The 17,289-nt window shown below is 69.3% G+C and carries 12 protein-coding genes; 9 read left to right on the top strand and 3 right to left on the bottom strand.

What is annotated here, in order from left to right; all coding sequences use genetic code 11:
- The first annotated feature begins 1 nt into the window (after position 1).
- Both AAYO93_RS16345 and AAYO93_RS16340 read left to right on the top strand, forming a co-directional pair.
- Positions 2 to 1,051, top strand: a complete 1,050-nt coding sequence (locus tag AAYO93_RS16345; RefSeq protein WP_345762226.1) for an ABC transporter permease — start codon at positions 2 to 4, stop codon at positions 1,049 to 1,051.
- Entirely contained in the window at positions 1,048 to 2,160 is a 1,113-nt protein-coding gene (locus tag AAYO93_RS16340) for an ABC transporter ATP-binding protein (protein ID WP_345762225.1), read from the top strand. The genes AAYO93_RS16345 and AAYO93_RS16340 overlap by 4 nt, the downstream gene beginning before the upstream one ends.
- A 209-nt stretch (positions 2,161 to 2,369) precedes the next feature.
- Here AAYO93_RS16340 and AAYO93_RS16335 read toward each other — a convergent pair whose 3' ends face one another.
- Together AAYO93_RS16335 and AAYO93_RS16330 are read right to left on the bottom strand one after the other, a co-directional pair.
- Complete coding sequence (locus AAYO93_RS16335) at positions 2,370 to 2,948, bottom strand: MarR family winged helix-turn-helix transcriptional regulator (protein WP_345762224.1); 579 nt, start codon at positions 2,946 to 2,948, stop codon at positions 2,370 to 2,372.
- 18 nt (positions 2,949 to 2,966) lie between these two features.
- Entirely contained in the window at positions 2,967 to 4,700 is a 1,734-nt protein-coding gene (locus tag AAYO93_RS16330; RefSeq protein WP_345762223.1) for an MFS transporter, read from the bottom strand.
- Positions 4,701 to 4,908: 208 nt separating this feature from the next.
- Between AAYO93_RS16330 and AAYO93_RS16325 the strand changes: the two genes are divergently transcribed.
- The 6 genes from AAYO93_RS16325 to AAYO93_RS16300 are packed head-to-tail and all read left to right on the top strand — an operon-like array spanning position 4,909 to position 14,173.
- Positions 4,909 to 6,471 carry an APC family permease gene (locus tag AAYO93_RS16325; protein WP_345762222.1) on the top strand — a complete coding sequence of 521 codons (1,563 nt, stop codon included), beginning with the start codon at positions 4,909 to 4,911 and terminating at the stop codon, positions 6,469 to 6,471.
- Between the two features lie 32 nt (positions 6,472 to 6,503).
- Positions 6,504 to 7,352: an urea amidolyase associated protein UAAP1 gene (locus AAYO93_RS16320; RefSeq protein WP_345762221.1), complete on the top strand. Its 849-nt coding sequence runs from the start codon at positions 6,504 to 6,506 to the stop codon at positions 7,350 to 7,352.
- Positions 7,349 to 8,092, top strand: a complete 744-nt coding sequence (locus AAYO93_RS16315; protein ID WP_345762220.1) for an urea amidolyase associated protein UAAP2 — start codon at positions 7,349 to 7,351, stop codon at positions 8,090 to 8,092. The genes AAYO93_RS16320 and AAYO93_RS16315 overlap by 4 nt, the downstream gene beginning before the upstream one ends.
- Positions 8,089 to 11,736, top strand: a complete 3,648-nt coding sequence (gene uca, locus AAYO93_RS16310) for an urea carboxylase (RefSeq protein WP_345762219.1) — start codon at positions 8,089 to 8,091, stop codon at positions 11,734 to 11,736. Before AAYO93_RS16315 ends, uca begins: the two co-directional genes overlap by 4 nt.
- Complete coding sequence (atzF, locus tag AAYO93_RS16305) at positions 11,733 to 13,454, top strand: allophanate hydrolase (protein WP_345762218.1); 1,722 nt, start codon at positions 11,733 to 11,735, stop codon at positions 13,452 to 13,454. Before uca ends, atzF begins: the two co-directional genes overlap by 4 nt.
- A complete protein-coding gene (locus AAYO93_RS16300; protein WP_345762217.1) occupies positions 13,451 to 14,173 on the top strand; it encodes a TetR/AcrR family transcriptional regulator in 723 nt (240 codons plus the stop codon). The genes atzF and AAYO93_RS16300 overlap by 4 nt, the downstream gene beginning before the upstream one ends.
- Positions 14,174 to 14,206: 33 nt before the next feature.
- Here AAYO93_RS16300 and AAYO93_RS16295 read toward each other — a convergent pair whose 3' ends face one another.
- On the bottom strand, positions 14,207 to 15,085 hold the full coding sequence (locus AAYO93_RS16295) for a DMT family transporter (protein ID WP_345762216.1): 879 nt from the start codon (positions 15,083 to 15,085) through the stop codon (positions 14,207 to 14,209).
- A gap of 106 nt (positions 15,086 to 15,191) precedes the next feature.
- Between AAYO93_RS16295 and recQ the strand changes: the two genes are divergently transcribed.
- Complete coding sequence (recQ, locus tag AAYO93_RS16290) at positions 15,192 to 17,219, top strand: DNA helicase RecQ (RefSeq protein ID WP_345762215.1); 2,028 nt, start codon at positions 15,192 to 15,194, stop codon at positions 17,217 to 17,219.
- The last annotated feature ends 70 nt before the right edge of the window (positions 17,220 to 17,289 follow it).

Raw genomic sequence — 17,289 nt, 5'->3', positions numbered from 1 at the left:
CATGTCCGTACAAGCTGATTCGGGTGTCGTCGCAGGCATCACCGTCGACTCGACCCCGGTGCTCGCACCGCGCCGCCGCCGTTCGACACTCGGCATCTTCCGCAACCGCAAAGCGGTCATCGGGCTGTGCATCCTCGGATTCTTCACGCTGATCGCGATCATCGGCCCGTACATCGCGCCGTACGATCCGAGCGCGACCAGTCCGGATTCGCTGCAGCCGCCGAGCCCGGAGCACTGGCTCGGCACGACGATCACCGGCCAGGACATCTATTCGCAACTGCTCGTGGGGACCAGAGGCGTCATGGTCGTCGGCTTCCTCGCGGGCTTCCTCGCCACGATCATCTCGGTGATCGTCGGTGTGACCGCCGGATTCCTGGGCGGCACGAGCGACGAGGTGCTCTCGCTCGTCTCGAACGTGTTCCTCGTGATCCCGGCCCTGCCGCTCATCATCATCATCGCGGGGCTGCTGCCCTCGGCCGGCGGGGTGACCATCGCCCTCGTGATCGCGCTCACCGGCTGGGCGTGGGGGTCGCGCATCCTGAGAGCCCAGACGCTTTCGCTGCGCAAGCGCGACTTCGTCGAGGCGGCGCGCGCGAACGGTGAGCCGCTCTGGCGCATCATCTTCTTCGAGATCATGCCCAACCTCACCGCCATCATCGCGTCGGGGTTCATCGGAACCGTGATCTTCGCCATCCTCTCCGAGGTGACCCTCGCGTTCATCGGCGTGACCAGCATCTCGACCTGGAACTGGGGGACCGTGCTGTTCTGGGCGCAGTCCAGCCAGGCGCTGGTCCTCGGCGCATGGTGGTGGTTCGTCCCCGCCGGACTCTGCATCGCAGCGGTCGGCACCTCGCTCACTCTGATCAACTTCGGGATCGACGAGTTCGTGAACCCGCGCCTGCGCAGCACGGCGGCCAACGCGGGGGTTCTGCGCAAGAAGAAGATCCGTGCCCGGATCGGCTTCACCCCGGTGTATCGCGAAGGCGAGCCGGCCGCGAGCCGCACGATCCCGGCAGCGAGCCGCACGACCAAGGAAGGCGTGAACGCATGACGATCGCAGAGCGCGTCGCACCGGCCAGCCGGCCGGCGACGAAGAAACCGGTACTCGAGATCAGCAACCTGTCCGTCGACTACGGCTACGACGAGAACGCGGTGCACGCCCTCTCCAACGTGAGCCTCACACTCAACGCGGGAGAGATCCTGGGGCTCGCCGGAGAGAGTGGATGCGGAAAGTCGACGCTCGCCTACGCCGCGACCCGCCTGCTGCCGCCGCCCGGGGTGATCACCGGCGGAGAGGCCGTCTTCACGAGCTCCCGCGATGGCCACTCGTACAACCTGCTCCGCATGTCGGAGAAGGGACTGCGCAACCGCCGCTGGCAGGACACGGCGATCGTGTTCCAGGGGTCGATGAACTCACTCAACCCGGTGCACCGGATCGGCCGGCAGTTGATGGACGGCATCGCAGCCCACGAGAAGATGCCGGCGCACCTGATGCGCAAACGGGCCGTCGAACTCCTCAAGCTGGTCGGCATCGCGCCCGACCGCCTGGACAGCTTCCCGCACCAGCTCTCGGGCGGGATGCGCCAGCGCATCATGATCGCGATGGCGCTCGCCCTGGAGCCCGAAGTGGTCATCATGGACGAGCCGACGACCGCCCTCGACGTCGTCATGCAGCGTCAGATCGTCGAAGAGATCATCGACCTGAAGGACCAGCTCGGCTTCTCGGTGATCTTCATCACCCACGACGTGTCCCTGCTGCTCGAGATGGCGGACCGCATTGCGATCATGTACGCGGGGAACATCGTCGAGGATGCGACCGCAGAAGAGGTGTACCGCCAGCCACGGCATCCGTACACGGCCGGGCTGCTGCACTCGTTCCCTCCGCTCCACGGTGAGCGTCGGGAACTCGCGGGCATCCCCGGATCCCCGCCCGACCTGCTGCACCTGCCCCACGGATGCCGGTTCAACCCGCGCTGTCCGTTCGCGTTCGACGCCTGCCGTGCCGTGGAGCCCATCCTCGGGCCGACACGGTTCGAGGCGGAGGAGCCGCACCGGAGCGTGGCCTGTCTGCTGCACGACCGGGGGATGGGCCCGTCCGCCCTGCCCGACCTGCTCGCGGTGCGCCCCGGCGCCCGCCCGTTGCTCCCCGTCACCCCGTAGACCGGATGGGCGGCCCGCCGCCTCATCCCCCGGACGCCACGTGTGCGTGTGGCCGGCGCGAATGCCCCTTCCTCACCGGAGGGGCATTCGTGTGTCCGGGTTCGTCGTCGAGCCCCCGACCGCCTACATGCCAGTCGCCGCCCAACGGGTTGCCCGCATCCACTTATGTCCGCATCCACCGACCGCCGAGTAGTGCGCCGGCAGGCCGCTCAGGGGTCGGTGGGGTCGATGTTCGCCGCAGCCTCGAGGGCGGCGAGGGCGGCACGGATGCTCTCCACCTCGTCAGGGGTGCGCTCGGCGAGCAGCGTCAGGACTGTGCGCGCCCGGTCCGAACGGGCGCGCAGGAGCAGCTCGACCCCCGCATCCGTCGCCTCGACGAAGACTGAGCGGCGGTCATCTGCGTCCGGCTGTCGTTGCACGAGTCCGCGCGCCTCCAGGTCGGCCACGACGCGGGTGATGGTGGGAGCTGCGACGACCTCGATGGCCGCGAGCTCGCTCGGCCGCAGAGGACCCTTGCGCACGATGCTCGACAGGGCCGAGAGCTGGCCGTGGCTCAGGCCGCCGGTGGAGGAGCGCATGCGCCTGTTGAGGCGTCCGATCGCGAGCGCGAGGCGTCCGGCGAGGTCGTCGTCGGTGTCCTGTGCGAGGTCCGTCTCGTCCGGCGCAGCCGTCGTCGCGCCGACCGGGTCGAATTCCACGAAGGCGTTCAGCGACGCCGGAGTGTCGCTCGTCGCTCCCGTCGGGGACGTCGCGGAATCAGCACTCTGAAGGCTCCTGTTGTCCGTCATCGTGTCCGCCTCCCTGCCCTACGCCCTGCTCGCACTCGCTTCTTCGACTCTCTGCTCGACGAGCTTCTCTTCATGAACATACTTGGCTCCGCCCAGGAACGACGCGATCGCCGCGATCACGGACATGACCGCCGCCGCGACGAACACGACCACGAGGCCGTCATGGAAGGGTCCGGAGATGAGTTGAGGGAAGAACTCGTGACCGGTGAGCGCCTGCACGTTCGCCGGCGACAGCTTGTCGAGGACTCCGGTCGGCTGAAGGATGCTCTGGATCGGGTTGTAGCCGAGGAAGGCTGCGAACAGGCTGCCGACAGGCGGAGTCTGCCCGACGGCCGTCGCGACCGGCCCCGGCACTCCGTGAGCCGTCAGGCCGTTGGTCAGCGCCGTGGGAAGCGAGGCCGAGAGGCCGGCGATCATGAGCGAGAAGAAGATGCCGATCGACAGGGAGCTTCCGGCGTTCAGGGCGGCGCCGGCCATCCCGGATGCGGACCCGCGCTCGGAGGCGGGCACACTGTTCATGATCGACGTGCGGTTGGGGGCGCTGAACAGGCCGGACCCGATGCCGTTCAGACCGGTGATGACGGCGAACTCCCAGTACTCGAAGTTCACCGGGATCAGCAGCAGCATGATGAAGGTCGCGGCGACGAGCAGCAGACCGACTGTTGCGAACCCGCGTGCGCCGAACCGGTCGGAGAGTGCGCCGGAAATCGGGCCCGCGATGAGGAATCCGATGGTGACCGGCAGCAGGTAGATGCCGGCCCAGAGCGGTGTCTCCTCGTACGAGAAGCCGTGCAGGGGCAACCAGATGCCCTGCAGCCAGATGATCAGCATGAACTGGAGGCCGCCTCGACCGATGGCGGCGAGGAGTCCAGCGAAGATTCCGCTGGCGAACGAGCGGATGCGGAACAGGCGCATGTTGAACATCGGCGACGGCACGCGCAGTTCGAGGTAGACGAAGAATACGAGCAGGAGGATCCCGCCCGCGATCGACCCGATCACCCAGGGGTTGCCCCACCCGGTGGAACTGTCGCCGTAGGGCTGGATGCCGTAGGTGATGCCGGTCAGCAGGGCGACGAGGCCGATGCCGAAGGTGGCGTTTCCGAGCCAGTCGATGCGGCCCGGGTTGCGGGTGCCGACCTCGTGCAGCGACTTGTACGACCAGATGGTGCCGACGATGCCGATGGGCACGCTGACGAAGAACACGGCCTTCCAGTCCCAGGCCGCGAGGAGGCCGCCGACGATGAGACCGATGAAGCTTCCGGCGATGGCGGCGACCTGGTTGAGGCCGAGGGCGAAGCCGCGCTTGTTGGCCGGGAACGCATCGGTCAGGATGGCCGTCGAGTTCGCGAACAGCATCGCACCGCCCACGCCCTGAACGAAGCGCCAGACGATGAGCCACATGGCGCCGGGTCCACCTGTGAAGGGAACGAGCCAGAGCGCGATGGCCGCAACGGTGAAGATCGCGAAGCCGAGGTTGTAGATGCGCACGCGGCCGTACTGGTCGCCGAGGCGCCCGAAGGTGACGACGAGCACTGCCGTGACGAGCATGTAGCCCATCAGCATCCAGAGCAGGTAGCTCACGTTTCCCGGCTCGAGCGGGTTCAGGCCGATCCCTTTGAAGATCGCCGGAAGTGAGATGAGCACGATGGAGGCGTTCACCGTCGCCATCAACATGCCGAGGGTGGTGTTACTGAGGGCTACCCAGCGGTAGTGCGGGTGGTCTTTGTTGAAGATGCCGGTGCGGGTCGCCAAAGAAATGCTCCGAGTTCACATGCGTAACGAATTAGTTGCTGTACGTGAACTAACTATATTCCTTGCAGGCGCTGACGGCCGCCGGCGATATCGAAACGTGAAGTTAACACGGGGGTAATCCCGGGGCAATCGCTGGCGTCGAGCATTGCATCAATGCACCTGTCACCTGACAGGTATCGGATGCTCCACCTGCGGAAGGTGTTTCCCCATGAGTGCTCTCGATCAACCGCTTCCCCCCTCCGGCTACGCCCAGGAACTGCGCCGCGGTGTCGGCTCGTTCGCGTCGTTCGCCGCCGGCTTCTCGTTCGTCTCGATCCTCACCACCGTCTTCCAGCTCTTCGGCCTGGGCTTCGGCTTCGGTGGCGCTGCGTTCTTCTGGACGTGGCCGCTGGTGTTCGCCGGCCAGCTCCTCGTCGCGCTGAACTTCGCGCAGCTCGCTGCGAGCTGGCCGATCTCGGGCGCGATCTTCCAGTGGTCCAGTCGGATGGCCGGCACGACCTTCGGCTGGTTCACCGGCTGGGTCATGATCATCGCGCAGATCCTCACCGTCGCGGTGGCGGCCATCGCCGTCCAGGCGGTGCTCCCGTCCATCTGGGACGGATTCCAGATGGTCGGCGGCCCCGGCGCGGATCCCTCGCTGACCTCGCCGACGGGCGCACAGAACGCTGTCGTGCTCGGCCTCATCCTCCTGGTGATCACCACCCTGGTGAACATCATCAGTGTCCGGCTCATGGCGATCACGACGAGCGTCGGCGTACTGGTCGAGATCATCGGCGTCGCCGTGGTCGTCGTGACGCTGTTCCTCCTCCCCGTGCGCAGCCCATCCGTCGTCTTCACGACCCAGGGCGCGGCGCCCACCGACAGCCCGTACATCTGGGCGTGGCTGGCCTCGTCGCTGATGGCCGCGTATGTCCTCGTCGGATTCGACTCGGCCGGGGAGCTCGCCGAGGAGACCCACGCCCCGCGCAAGACCATCCCGAAGACGATTGTTCGCGCGGTCGTCGTGTCCGGCCTCGGGGGCGCTCTGCTGATCGTGGCGACGCTCGTCTCCGCGCCGAGCCTCACCGACGGCAAACTCGCCACCGGCGGCATCGCGTGGGTGCTCACCGAGCGGCTCGGCCCGGTTTTCGGCCGCCTCATCCTCATCGCCGTGGTCGTCGCCGTGTTCGCCTGCACCCTCGCGGTGCAGACTGCGGGCTCGCGGATGCTCTACTCGATGGCCCGCGAACGCTCGCTTCCGTTCTGGCGAACGCTCGCCACGGTGTCGCCGCGCACAGGCACGCCGATCGCCGCCAGTATCGCGGTCGGCGTCGGCGCGGCGCTGGCGCTCGCCGTCAATTTCGGCCAGAGCGCCATCTTCACCGCGCTCTCCAGCCTCTGCATCGCCATGCTGTACATCGCGTACCTCGGCGTGACGGCCCCTCTGCTCGTCACCCGCCTCCGCAGGCGGGGTGCCGGGATGCCCTCGGGGGTCGACGAGACCGGGAAACGTACGTTCACGCTCGGCCGCTGGGGAGTCCCGCTCAACGTCATCGCCGTGGTCTACCAGGTCGGCATGATCATCAACCTCGCCTGGCCCCGCCCCGAGATCTACGACCTCACCGGCAACACCTGGTGGCTGCAGTGGAGCGCTGTGCTCTTCATCGGAGCCACGCTCGCTGTCGGCGTCATCGTGCATCTGCGCAACCGGGCGCGGGACGGCGCCATCCAGCTCGGTCACCTGCCGGTGACGGCGGAGGTGCCCATCGTCGCCGACGCGACCGCATCCTGATCCTCTCGCACCGCTACGGAAAGAACCGCACCATGCCCTCGATCGCAGAACTCCACCAGACGGACAGTGTGCGCGCCTCGCAGGCGGACGCCCGTGCCCAGTCGGCCCGGACGTCCGACTACCGCCCGTACCGGCCGGCATCCTCGTCGCCGCACATTCCGCCCGGCGTCGACCCTGCGTCGCTCACCTGGGCGGAAACGGTGGCCCCGGGCGGGTACACGCACAAAGTACTCGACCGCGGCACGAGGATCCGGCTCGACGACCCGACCGGGCTCGCCTGCGCTCATGTCATCGTCTACAACGCTCTGGAGACTTCGGAGCGGTTGAACGTGGCCGACACCGTCAAGATCCCCTGGCAGGCCTATCTCGCCACCGGCCACCCGCTGCTCTCGGGTGACGGGCGCATCCTGGCCACGATCACGGCTGACACCTCGAGCCGCCACGACGCCTTCTGCGGCACCACGACGGACGAGTTCGCGTCGCACAAATACGGGTCCGCCGCCCCGCAGGGTCCGGCGCCCTCCGGGCGGTCGCTCTTCACGCTGGCCGCAGCGAAGCACGGCCTGACGACGCGCGACCTGCCGCCGAGCGTCTCGTTCTTCCAGGGCGTGCGCGTCGAGGCGGATGGGACGCTGGCATTCCTCGGTTCGGCGGGCGCCGGAACCCAGGTGGAGCTGGTGGCGGAGCTCCCGCTGCTGATCCTGATCGCGAACGTTCCGCATCCACTCGACCCCTCCGACGACTACGTGGTCGGACCGCTCCGTGTCCACGCCTGGCGCGGGACGGCCACCGGTGAAGGCGACCCGCGGTTCAGCGCGTCGCCCGAGCTGCACCGTGCCTACCTGAACTCGATCGACTATGCGGAGGCGCGCGGACTATGACACTCACGACCACCACCGACCGCTCAGGCGCCCGAACCATCGAGACGACCGTGCCTGTGGTCCCGGCCCTGGCAGAGGGAACCGTGCTCGATCCATCCGGTCCCGCCGTCGCGGGCACGATCATCCTGGACGACACGGTCGCCCCGCTCGCACCGTGGTCGGGAATCGTGCGCACCGGCCAGGTGCTGACGATCGTCGATGTCGGCGGCAACCAGTCGGCGGACTGCCTGATCTACGACGCGGCAGACGCCGACGAGCGGTACTCGGTGCCGGATACGCTCGCCTGGCAGGGCAACGCCTACATCCGCGAGGGGTCCGTCCTTCGGTCGAACCTGGGTCGTCCGCTGATGACCGTGGTCGTGAATGAGATCGATCGTCAGGACACCATCGGCGGCGCCTGCTCCAAGGAGTCCAACACCCTGCGCTACGGGCAGCACACCGAATACCAGCACGGCTGCCGCGAGAACTTCCTGGCCGAAGCCTCCCGCTACGGCCTGGGTGCGCGTGACCTCGTCTCCAACCTCAACTGGTTCATGAACGTCCCTGTGGAGGCGGATGGCGCCCTCGGCATCGTCGACGGCCTCTCCGCACCCGGCAAGCGCGTCGCGATCCGCGCCGAGCGGGATGTGCTCGTCATCGTCTCCAACTGCCCACAGCTGAACAACCCCTGCAACGACTTCAACTGCACCCCGCTGCGGATGATCGTCACCGCCCCGACAACCGGAACGGACGCCGCGTGACCGCCTTCGACACCCTCCTGATCGCGAACCGGGGCGAGATCGCCCGGAGGATCATCCGCACCGCCCGCGATCTCGGCCTCCGGACGGTCGCCGTCTTCTCGGATGCGGACCGTGCGGCGCCCCATGTGCGCGAGGCAGACGAAGCCGTCCGTCTCGGACCCGCGCCGGCGCGCGACTCCTATCTCGACATCGACGGGATCCTCGACGCGTGCCTGCGGCTGGACGTGGGGGCCATCCATCCCGGCTACGGCTTCCTTTCGGAGAACCTCGACTTCGCGCGCCGCGTCGAGGAATCGGGTATCGCGTTCATCGGACCGACCCCCGACCAGATCGCCGCTTTCGGTGAGAAGCACACCGCCCGGGAGCTGGCTGCGCTCGCCGGGGTGCCGATGCTGGCCGGTACGGGCCTGCTCGCCGACGCCGAGCAGGCGGTCGCGGCGGCCGACCGCATCGGCCTGCCCGTCATGCTCAAGGCGACCGGCGGGGGTGGCGGCATTGGGATGCAGGCATGCGCCACTTTGGGCGAGGTGCGGGAAGCGTTCGAACGGGTCGCGCGGCTCGGCGAGAAGAACTTCGGCTCGAACGGCGTCTTCCTCGAGCGTCTGGTGCGCCCGGCGCGGCACGTGGAAGTGCAGCTGTTCGGTGCGGGCGACGGCCGTGTCGCCATCATCGGCGACCGCGACTGCTCGCTGCAGCGCCGCAACCAGAAGGTCATCGAGGAGGCGCCGGCGCCGGCACTTCCGGACGCCGTGCGTCAGCAGCTGCACGAGTCTGCGCGTGCGCTCGCCGCATCCGTGAACTACCGCTCGGCGGGCACGGTGGAGTTCGTCTACGACCCGATCCGCGAGGAGGCGTCGTTCCTCGAGGTCAATACGCGCCTGCAGGTCGAGCATCCCGTGACGGAGGAGGCGTACGGCGTCGATCTCGTCGAACTCATGCTGCGGCTCGCGCGTGACGGCACCGACGGACTGGATTCCGATCTCTTCACAACGACGTTCGAGGCGTCGGGTTCGGCGTTCGAGGCCCGCGTCTACGCCGAGGATCCCTCGAACCACGGCCTTCCGAGCTCGGGGCTCGTCACGCAGGCGGTCTTCCCCGGCACTGGAGCGCCAGCTCTCGCCGGTGTGCGCGTCGACGGCTGGATCGAGACCGGGCTCGAAGTATCGCCCTATTACGACCCGATGCTCGCCAAGGTCATCGCCACCGGCGAGACCCGCGAGGATGCTCTCGACCTGTTGCGCGAAGGCCTGGAGGCGAGCCGGGTCGACGGCGTCGTCACCAACCTCGGGCTCCTGCGCTCCCTGACCGAAGACACGGCGCTTCGCTCGGCCACGCACTCCACTTCCACGCTCGACGTCACCGCAGATCCCGATCCGCGCATCGAGGTGATCGAGGCGGGTGCGATGACGACAGTGCAGGATCTCCCGGGTCGCGTGGGCTACTGGCAGATCGGCGTTCCGCCGAGCGGGCCGATGGATGCTGTCTCGCTCTCCGAGGCGAACCTCGCCGTGGGCAATCCAGCCGGGGCACCGGGCCTGGAGATCACGGCGACGGGACCGAGCCTCCGCTTCAGCACACCGACGCTGGTCGCGCTGGCCGGCGCGCCGATCCCGGCGTCACTGGACGGCGAGCCGGTCGTGCTCTGGGAACCGATCGCCATCCCGGCCGGCTCCACGCTGGAGCTGGGGACGATGCCGGGTCCCGGCCTCCGCACCTACCTCGCCGTGCGCGGCGGTATCGACGTTCCTCTCTATCTGGGCAGCGCATCCACCTTCACGCTCGGCGGCTTCGGCGGCCACGCCGGCCGTGCACTCGCACCCGGCGATGTGCTGCGGCTCGGATCGCCCGACTCCGATGCGCCGCATCCCGCCCTCCCTGCGGGCTCCCGGCTCAGCACGATCGGGGGACCGACACCACTCGAACGCCGGCCGGCCCTCACCGCCGGCTGGCAGGTCGGGGTGACGGAGGGTCCGCACGGCGCACCCGAATTCTTCACCCGGCGCGACCTGGACGAGTTCTACGCGACCGACTACGAGGTCCACTACAACTCGGCCCGCACCGGCGTGCGCCTCATCGGGCCGCAGCCGGAATGGGCGCGCAGCGACGGCGGTGAGGCGGGGCTGCATCCGTCGAACATCCACGACACCCCGTACGCTGTCGGCGCGATCGACTTCACGGGCGACACTCCGATCATCCTCGGACCGGACGGGCCGTCGCTCGGCGGCTTCGTCTGCCCGGCGGTCGTCGCGAGCGGCGAGCTCTGGAAGCTCGGGCAGCTGCGGCCCGGCGACTCCGTCCGATTCGTGCCGGTGCGGGAGGCGGATGCTCAGGAGCTCGTCGAGCGGCGTTCGTCACCGGTGCTGGTCGGTTCCGGAGGCGACGGAGACGACGGCGTCATCGCACGCGCCGACGCCACCGAGGAGCGGCCCAGCGTCACCTACCGACGCGACGGCGACGACAACCTCCTGGTCGAATACGGCGACATGACGCTCGACCTCGGGCTGCGGATGCGTGTGCACGCGCTCATGACGACGCTGCAGGAGAACGCGCCGAAGGGGGTCGTCGAGCTCACGCCCGGCATCCGCTCGCTGCAGATCCACACGGATGCGTCGGGGCTGAAGGCGACGGCGCTCGCGGGGCTGCTCCAGGAGATCGAGGAGGACATCCCGCCCACCACCGAACTCGTCGTCCCCTCGCGCACGGTGCGGCTCCCGCTGTCGTGGGACGACCCGGCGACCCACCTGGCGATCGAGCGCTACATGAACGGGGTTCGCAGTGACGCTCCGTGGACACCGTCGAACATCGAGTTCATCCGCCGGGTCAACGGCCTGGACTCGGTGGACGACGTGTACCGCACCGTCTTCGACGCCAGCTATCTCGTGCTCGGCCTCGGGGACGTCTACCTCGGAGCGCCGGTCGCGACCCCACTCGACCCGCGGCACCGCCTGGTGACCACCAAGTACAACCCGGCCCGCACCTGGACCGCCGAGAACTCGGTCGGCATCGGCGGCGCCTACCTCTGCATCTACGGGATGGAGGGGCCGGGCGGCTACCAGTTCGTCGGCCGCACCGTGCAGGTCTGGAACCGGTTCCGCCGCGGGGGCCTCTTCGCAGAGAGCCCGTGGGCGCTGCGCTTCTTCGACCGCATCGAGTGGTACCCGGTCTCGGCGGACGAACTGCTGGAGCTGCGGGCGGAGACGGATGCGGGGCGTGGCGATTTCGAGACGATCGACGGCACGTTCGCGATCGCCGACCACGAAGCCTTCCTCGACGAGAACGCCGACTCGATCGCGGCGTTCCGCGCGCGGCAGACCTCCGCGTTCGAGGCGGAGAAGGACCGCTGGCGCGCCTCGGGCGAATTCGATCGGCAGCACGACACCGCGGTGACGACCGTCGTGGACGAGATCGTGGTGCCGGACGGCTCGATCCCGGTCTCGGCGCCGTTCACGTCGACCGTCTGGCAGATCTCGGTCGAGCCGGGCGCCGTGGTGAGCGCCGGCGACAAGCTCATGGCGCTGGAGGCCATGAAGATGGAGTCCCCGGTGGTCGCCCCGATCGACGGGGTCGTATCCGGTGTCTACGCAACGGCGGGCGATCAGGTGTCGCCCGGTCAGGTACTTCTCTCGATCGGAGCCCACGAATGAGTTCACTCGCCCGCGTCCGAGACGCCTACGCCCGCATTCGGGAGGCGGATCGCCCCGAGATCTGGATCAGCCTGCGCGACGAGGCGTCGGCGGCGCACGAGGCTGCGGCGGTCGACGCTCGGGTGGCGGCGGGCGAAGTGCTCCCGCTCGCGGGCCTGGTGGCCGGGGTCAAGGACAACATCGACGTGGCCGGTCTTCGGACCACGGCAGGCTCCCCGAGCTACGCGTACGCACCGGATGCCGACGCGACAGCGGTGGCGAGGTTGCGCGCCAACGGCGCGATCGTGATCGGCAAGACGAACCTCGACCAGTTCGCGACCGGCCTCGTCGGCACCCGCAGCCCGTACGGCGCGGTCCGGAACGCCTGGGACCCGGAGCGCATCTCCGGAGGCTCCAGCTCCGGCTCCGCCGTCGCCGTGGCGCTCGGCATCGTGGACCTCGCCCTCGGCACCGACACGGCAGGATCCGGTCGTGTGCCGGCAGCCCTGAACGGGATCGTCGGAGTCAAGCCCACCCGTGGTCTCGTGCCCGCGACCGGGGTCGTCCCGGCGTGCCGCAGCCTCGACTGCGTGACGGTGTTCGCCCGCGACCTCGGGCTCGCCCGACGCGCGGCCGAGCTCCTCGCGGGCGACGACGGACTCGACCCGCTGGCGCGCTCGGCTGCGGAGACGGCCGCCCGCGAAGTCGGCGCTGTGGCGGCCGCCCCCCGCGTCGCCATCCCCACCGCTCCTCATCTCGCGGGGCTGGCCGACGGCTGGGCCGAGGCCTTCCAGGCGACGGTCGATCGGCTCGTCGAAGCCGGGGTGGAGGTCGTCGAGGTGGACATCGAGCCGTTGCTCGACGCCGCGAAGCTTCTCTACGACGGCGCGTTCGTGGCCGAACGGTATGCGGCGGTCGGCGCCCACATCGACGCCCACCGCGACCTCGTCGGACCGGACCTGGACCCCACGGTCTCCGCGATCATCCTCGCGGGTGCATCCCGAACGGCCGCCGAACTGTTCGCCGACATCGAGCGCGTCGACCGGCTGGCCCTGCTCGGCCGCGCGGCGCTCGACGGATGCGACGCGCTGCTCACGCCGACCACCACCTGGCACCCCACGCTGGCCGAGCTCGCGTCCGACCCGGTCGGCGCGAACAGCAGGATGGGCAGGTTCACGAATTTCGCGAACCTCCTCGACCTGTGCTCGCTCGCCATCCCGGCCGGCACTGTGGCGGGCCTTCCGTTCGGAGTCATGCTCACCGCCGACGCGTTCCACGATCGGGCGATCGCGCGCATCGCCGAGCTGATCCTCGCCCCGGCGGTCGACGTCCTCGTCGTCGGCGCCCACCTGACCGGTCAGCCGCTCAACGGGCAGCTGGTCTCCGCGGGCGGCTCCTTCGCCGGCGCCGTGATCACGACGCCCGACTACCGCCTGTTCGCGCTCGAGACCACCCCGCCCAAACCGGGGATGCTGCGGGTGTCGTCGGGCGGCGCATCGGTCGCGGGCGAACTCTGGTCGCTACCGGCCGCCGGGTTCGCCCGGTTCGTCGGCGCGCTGCCCGCCCCGATGACCATCGGCCGGGTGACGCTGACGGACGGACGGGTCGTCGCAGGCTTCCTCTGCGAGCCGGTCGCCACCGAGGACGCCCTCGACATCACGCCATTCCGAGGCTGGCGCAACTGGCTGGCCGCCGCGTCGGCGGAGGCCCCGGCGTTGGTGCCACAATCTATGGCATGAGCTCGCCGTCCGTCAGTCCGAACCGGCCGGGACGTCCGCGCGCCGCGGCCGACGGGGCGACGTCACCGCTGTCGGGACGCGAGCAGATCCTGGATGCGGCGGCTGCCCTCTTCGTCGAGTCCGGATTCTCGGGAACCTCGACGCGGGCCATCGCCGACCGTGTCGGCATCCGGCAGCAGTCGCTCTACTACCACTTCGCCGGCAAGGACGAGATTCTGGTCGAGCTGCTCAGCAACTCCGTGCGACCGAGCAACGAGTTCGTCCGTTCGATCGAGACGAGGGTGCCGCACGACGTCGGAGCGGCCGGAGCGTTGTACGCCCTGGCGAGCATGGATGCGCGGACGCTGCGCCGCACACCCCACAACATCGGCGTGCTCTACCTGCACCCCGAGGTCCAGGACGAACGCTTCGATGCGTTCCGTCAGGAACGCGCCCAGCTGCGGGCGGCGTACGGGCGCCTCGGGGCGGCCGCTGCGCATCCGGATGCGGTGGCCGGCCTGGACGAGTCACGTCTCGGAATGCTGCTCATCCAGCTCGCCGAGGTGGTCATCCAGCTGCGCCGCGACGGCGAGTCGGCCGATGACGACGATGCGACGATCGCGGCCTCGTGCCTGCGGCTCGTTGGGCTGACGACTGCGGAGATCGAGACCGCGCGGGCGGAGGCGGTCGACCTCATCCTGATGGCAGAGGAGAGCGAGACCGCGCTTTCCTCGAGCTGAGTACGGGTCGCCGGTCGTCGGGGCGCGGTCCCGTCACCCTGCAGCGAGCATCCCCGTCGCGGCCAGAGCGAGGACCAGCCCGGCCCACTGCACCGGCGCGATTCTTTCTTTCAGCACGATCGCGGCGAGGATGATCGTGCCCGCCGGATACAGCGCGGTCAGCACGGACATGACGCTCAGGTTGCCGATTCGAAGGCCGATCAGCAGAAGAATGTTGGCGCAGGCATCGACGGCGCCACCGGCGACGGCGAAAGGGAGCCCGGGGCGCCATCCGCGATTCGCCGCGATCCGTCCATCCACCGGCCGTCGCCTCCGGCGCGAGGCGAGCCAGACGACGCCGACGGTCGCGAACATGATCGACGCGTTCACCAGCCGATTCAGGACCAGCGGAGCGAGGCCCGAGTCGTCGGGCGTCAGGTCGATCAGGATGAGGAAGACGCCGATGAAGGCGCCCGCCGCGACCGCCATCACGAGGCCGCGGGACCGGGGACGCACGGCGCCGCGCTCCGGAACGAAGCCCACGAGCACGACAGCGACGAGCGCGAGGCCGAGCCCCACCCAGCCGATCGCAGCGAACCGCTCACCGTGCAGCAGGCCCCAGGTGAGCGGAACGATCGCGGAGACGACCGCAGTGAGCGGCGAGAGGATGCTCATGGGCCCGATCGCGAGGCAGGCGTAGAGCAGCGAGAGTGCTATGGCGCCGGCCACTCCCGAGAGGGCTCCCCACAGGACGGCGGATTCGCTCCAGCGCGCACCGAAGAAGGGGAGCAGCACCAGCAGCACGACGAGGCCGGAGAGGGCGGAGAGGCCCGCCGCACGGACCGCGCTGATGCGCTGGGCCGCGAGCCCGCCGAGGAAGTCGGCGGAGCCGTAGACCAGCGCACCGAGGAGACCGAGTACCGGGGTGAGCATCGCGCCGAGCATATCGCGGGCCTCTGACGACGGCCGCGGAGCCGTGATAATCCACAGATGCCGGGATCGGTGCCCGGGCGTCGGATGCTCCGGTTACGATCGAGCAATGAGCTGGAGCGCCGAACTGCCGTGGGAACCTGACGACAGGGATGCGCCGCCGGAGTTCGAGCCGCCCTTCGATCCGACGTATGAGCCCGACTTCGATCCGGGCTACGAGCCGGCGTTCGAGGCTCCGTCGGGGCCCGGCGGCGGCTCCGCTGGAAGCCCTGCGCGTGCCACGCCGCCGGCGGCGCGCGCGACGCCCCCGCAGTACGCCACGGCCGCTGAGGCGCTCCACACCGTCTTCGGCTATGAGACCTTCCGCGGGCAGCAGGCTGCCATCATCGACCAGCTGATCGGCGGAGGCGACGCGGTCGTGCTGATGCCCACGGGCGGCGGCAAGAGCCTCTGCTACCAGATCCCCTCGCTGGTGCGCGAAGGCACGGGAGTCGTCGTCTCCCCGCTGATCGCCCTCATGCAAGACCAGGTCGATGCGCTCATCGCCAACGGCGTGCGTGCGGCCTTCCTCAACTCGACCCAGGACGCGACGGAGCGGTCGCGGGTGGAGCGCGCCTACATCGCCGGCGAGCTCGACATCCTCTACGTCGCACCGGAGCGGCTGTCGTCCGAGGCGACCAAGCGCTTCCTCGAGCGTGGCACCATCGCGCTCTTCGCCATCGACGAAGCCCACTGCGTGTCGCAGTGGGGCCACGACTTCCGCCCCGACTACCTCGCGCTCTCCGAACTCGCCGCGCGCTGGCCCGACGTGCCGCGCATCGCCCTCACCGCGACGGCGACCGAGGCGACCCACCGCGAGATCACCTCGAGGTTGGGGCTGCAGAATGCCGCCCAGTTCGTCGCGGACTTCGACCGGCCGAACATCCAGTACCGCATCGTGCCGAAGGCCGAGGTGCGCACGCAGCTGCTCGATTTCATCACGACCGAGCATCCGAATGACGCGGGCATCGTCTACGGGCTCTCGCGCAACACCGTCGAACGCACGGCCGAATTCCTGAGCGCCCGCGGCCTCAAGGCAGTGCCGTACCACGCGGGACTCGACGCCGGCACGCGGGCGAGGGCGCAGGCGCGCTTCCTCCGTGAAGACGGTGTGATCGTCGTCGCCACCATCGCCTTCGGCATGGGAATCGACAAGCCCGACGTGCGCTTCGTCGCCCACATCGATCTGCCCAAATCGGTCGAAGGCTACTACCAGGAGACCGGTCGTGCCGGCCGCGACGGCCTGCCATCGACCGCCTGGCTCGCCTACGGCCTGAACGACGTCGTCCAGCAGCGCCGCATGATCGACGACTCGCCCGGCGACCTCGCGCACCGCCGCAAGCTCACCGCGCACCTCGACGCGATGCTCGCCCTCTGCGAGACCGTGCAGTGCCGACGGGTCAACCTTCTCGGCTACTTCGGCCAGCGCTCCGAGCCGTGCGGCAACTGCGACACCTGCCTCACCCCGCCCGAGAGCTGGGACGGAACGGTCCCGGCGCAGAAGCTGCTGTCGACCGTCGTGCGCCTCCAGCGCGAACGCAATCAGCGGTACGGCGCCGGGCACCTCATCGACATCGTGCGCGGCAAGCAGACCCCCCGGGTCACGCAGTTCTCCCACGACACCTTGGCCACCTGGGGCATCGGCTCCGACCTGAGCGAAAGCCAGTGGCGCGGGGTCGCACGGCAGCTCCTCGCGCAGGAGCTGCTCAAGACCGAAGGCGAGTACGGCACTCTGGCCCTGACCCAGGGCGGAGCCGAGGTTCTGGGCGGTGAGCGCACGGTGATCCTCCGGCGCGAGCCGGAGCGGCCGGAGCGTGCATCCCGCAGCGTGCGCAAGGCGACAGCCTCAGGAGAGCTCGCCGACAACGACGTCGAGCTGTTCGAAGCACTTCGCACCTGGCGTGCGGAACAGGCGCGCGAGCAATCCGTGCCGGCCTACATCGTCTTCGGCGACGCCACCCTGCGCTCGGTGGCGACCGAGCGGCCGTCGACGCTCGCCGATCTCGACGGCATCACCGGAATCGGCGCGAAGAAGCGCGAAGCCTACGGCGAGGCCCTCCTCGAGGTCGTCGCCGGACTCGGCGTCTCGCGCCGGTGAGCGCTCTGCCGGGCACGGGCGCCGAGTTGAGGCAAAACGGGTGTTCGGTCCCTTCGGGACAGCGATTTAC

Source organism: Diaminobutyricibacter sp. McL0608, from assembly GCF_039613825.1.
Taxonomy (GTDB): Bacteria; Actinomycetota; Actinomycetes; order Actinomycetales; family Microbacteriaceae; genus Diaminobutyricibacter.
This window is presented reverse-complemented; position numbering and strand designations above follow the sequence as displayed.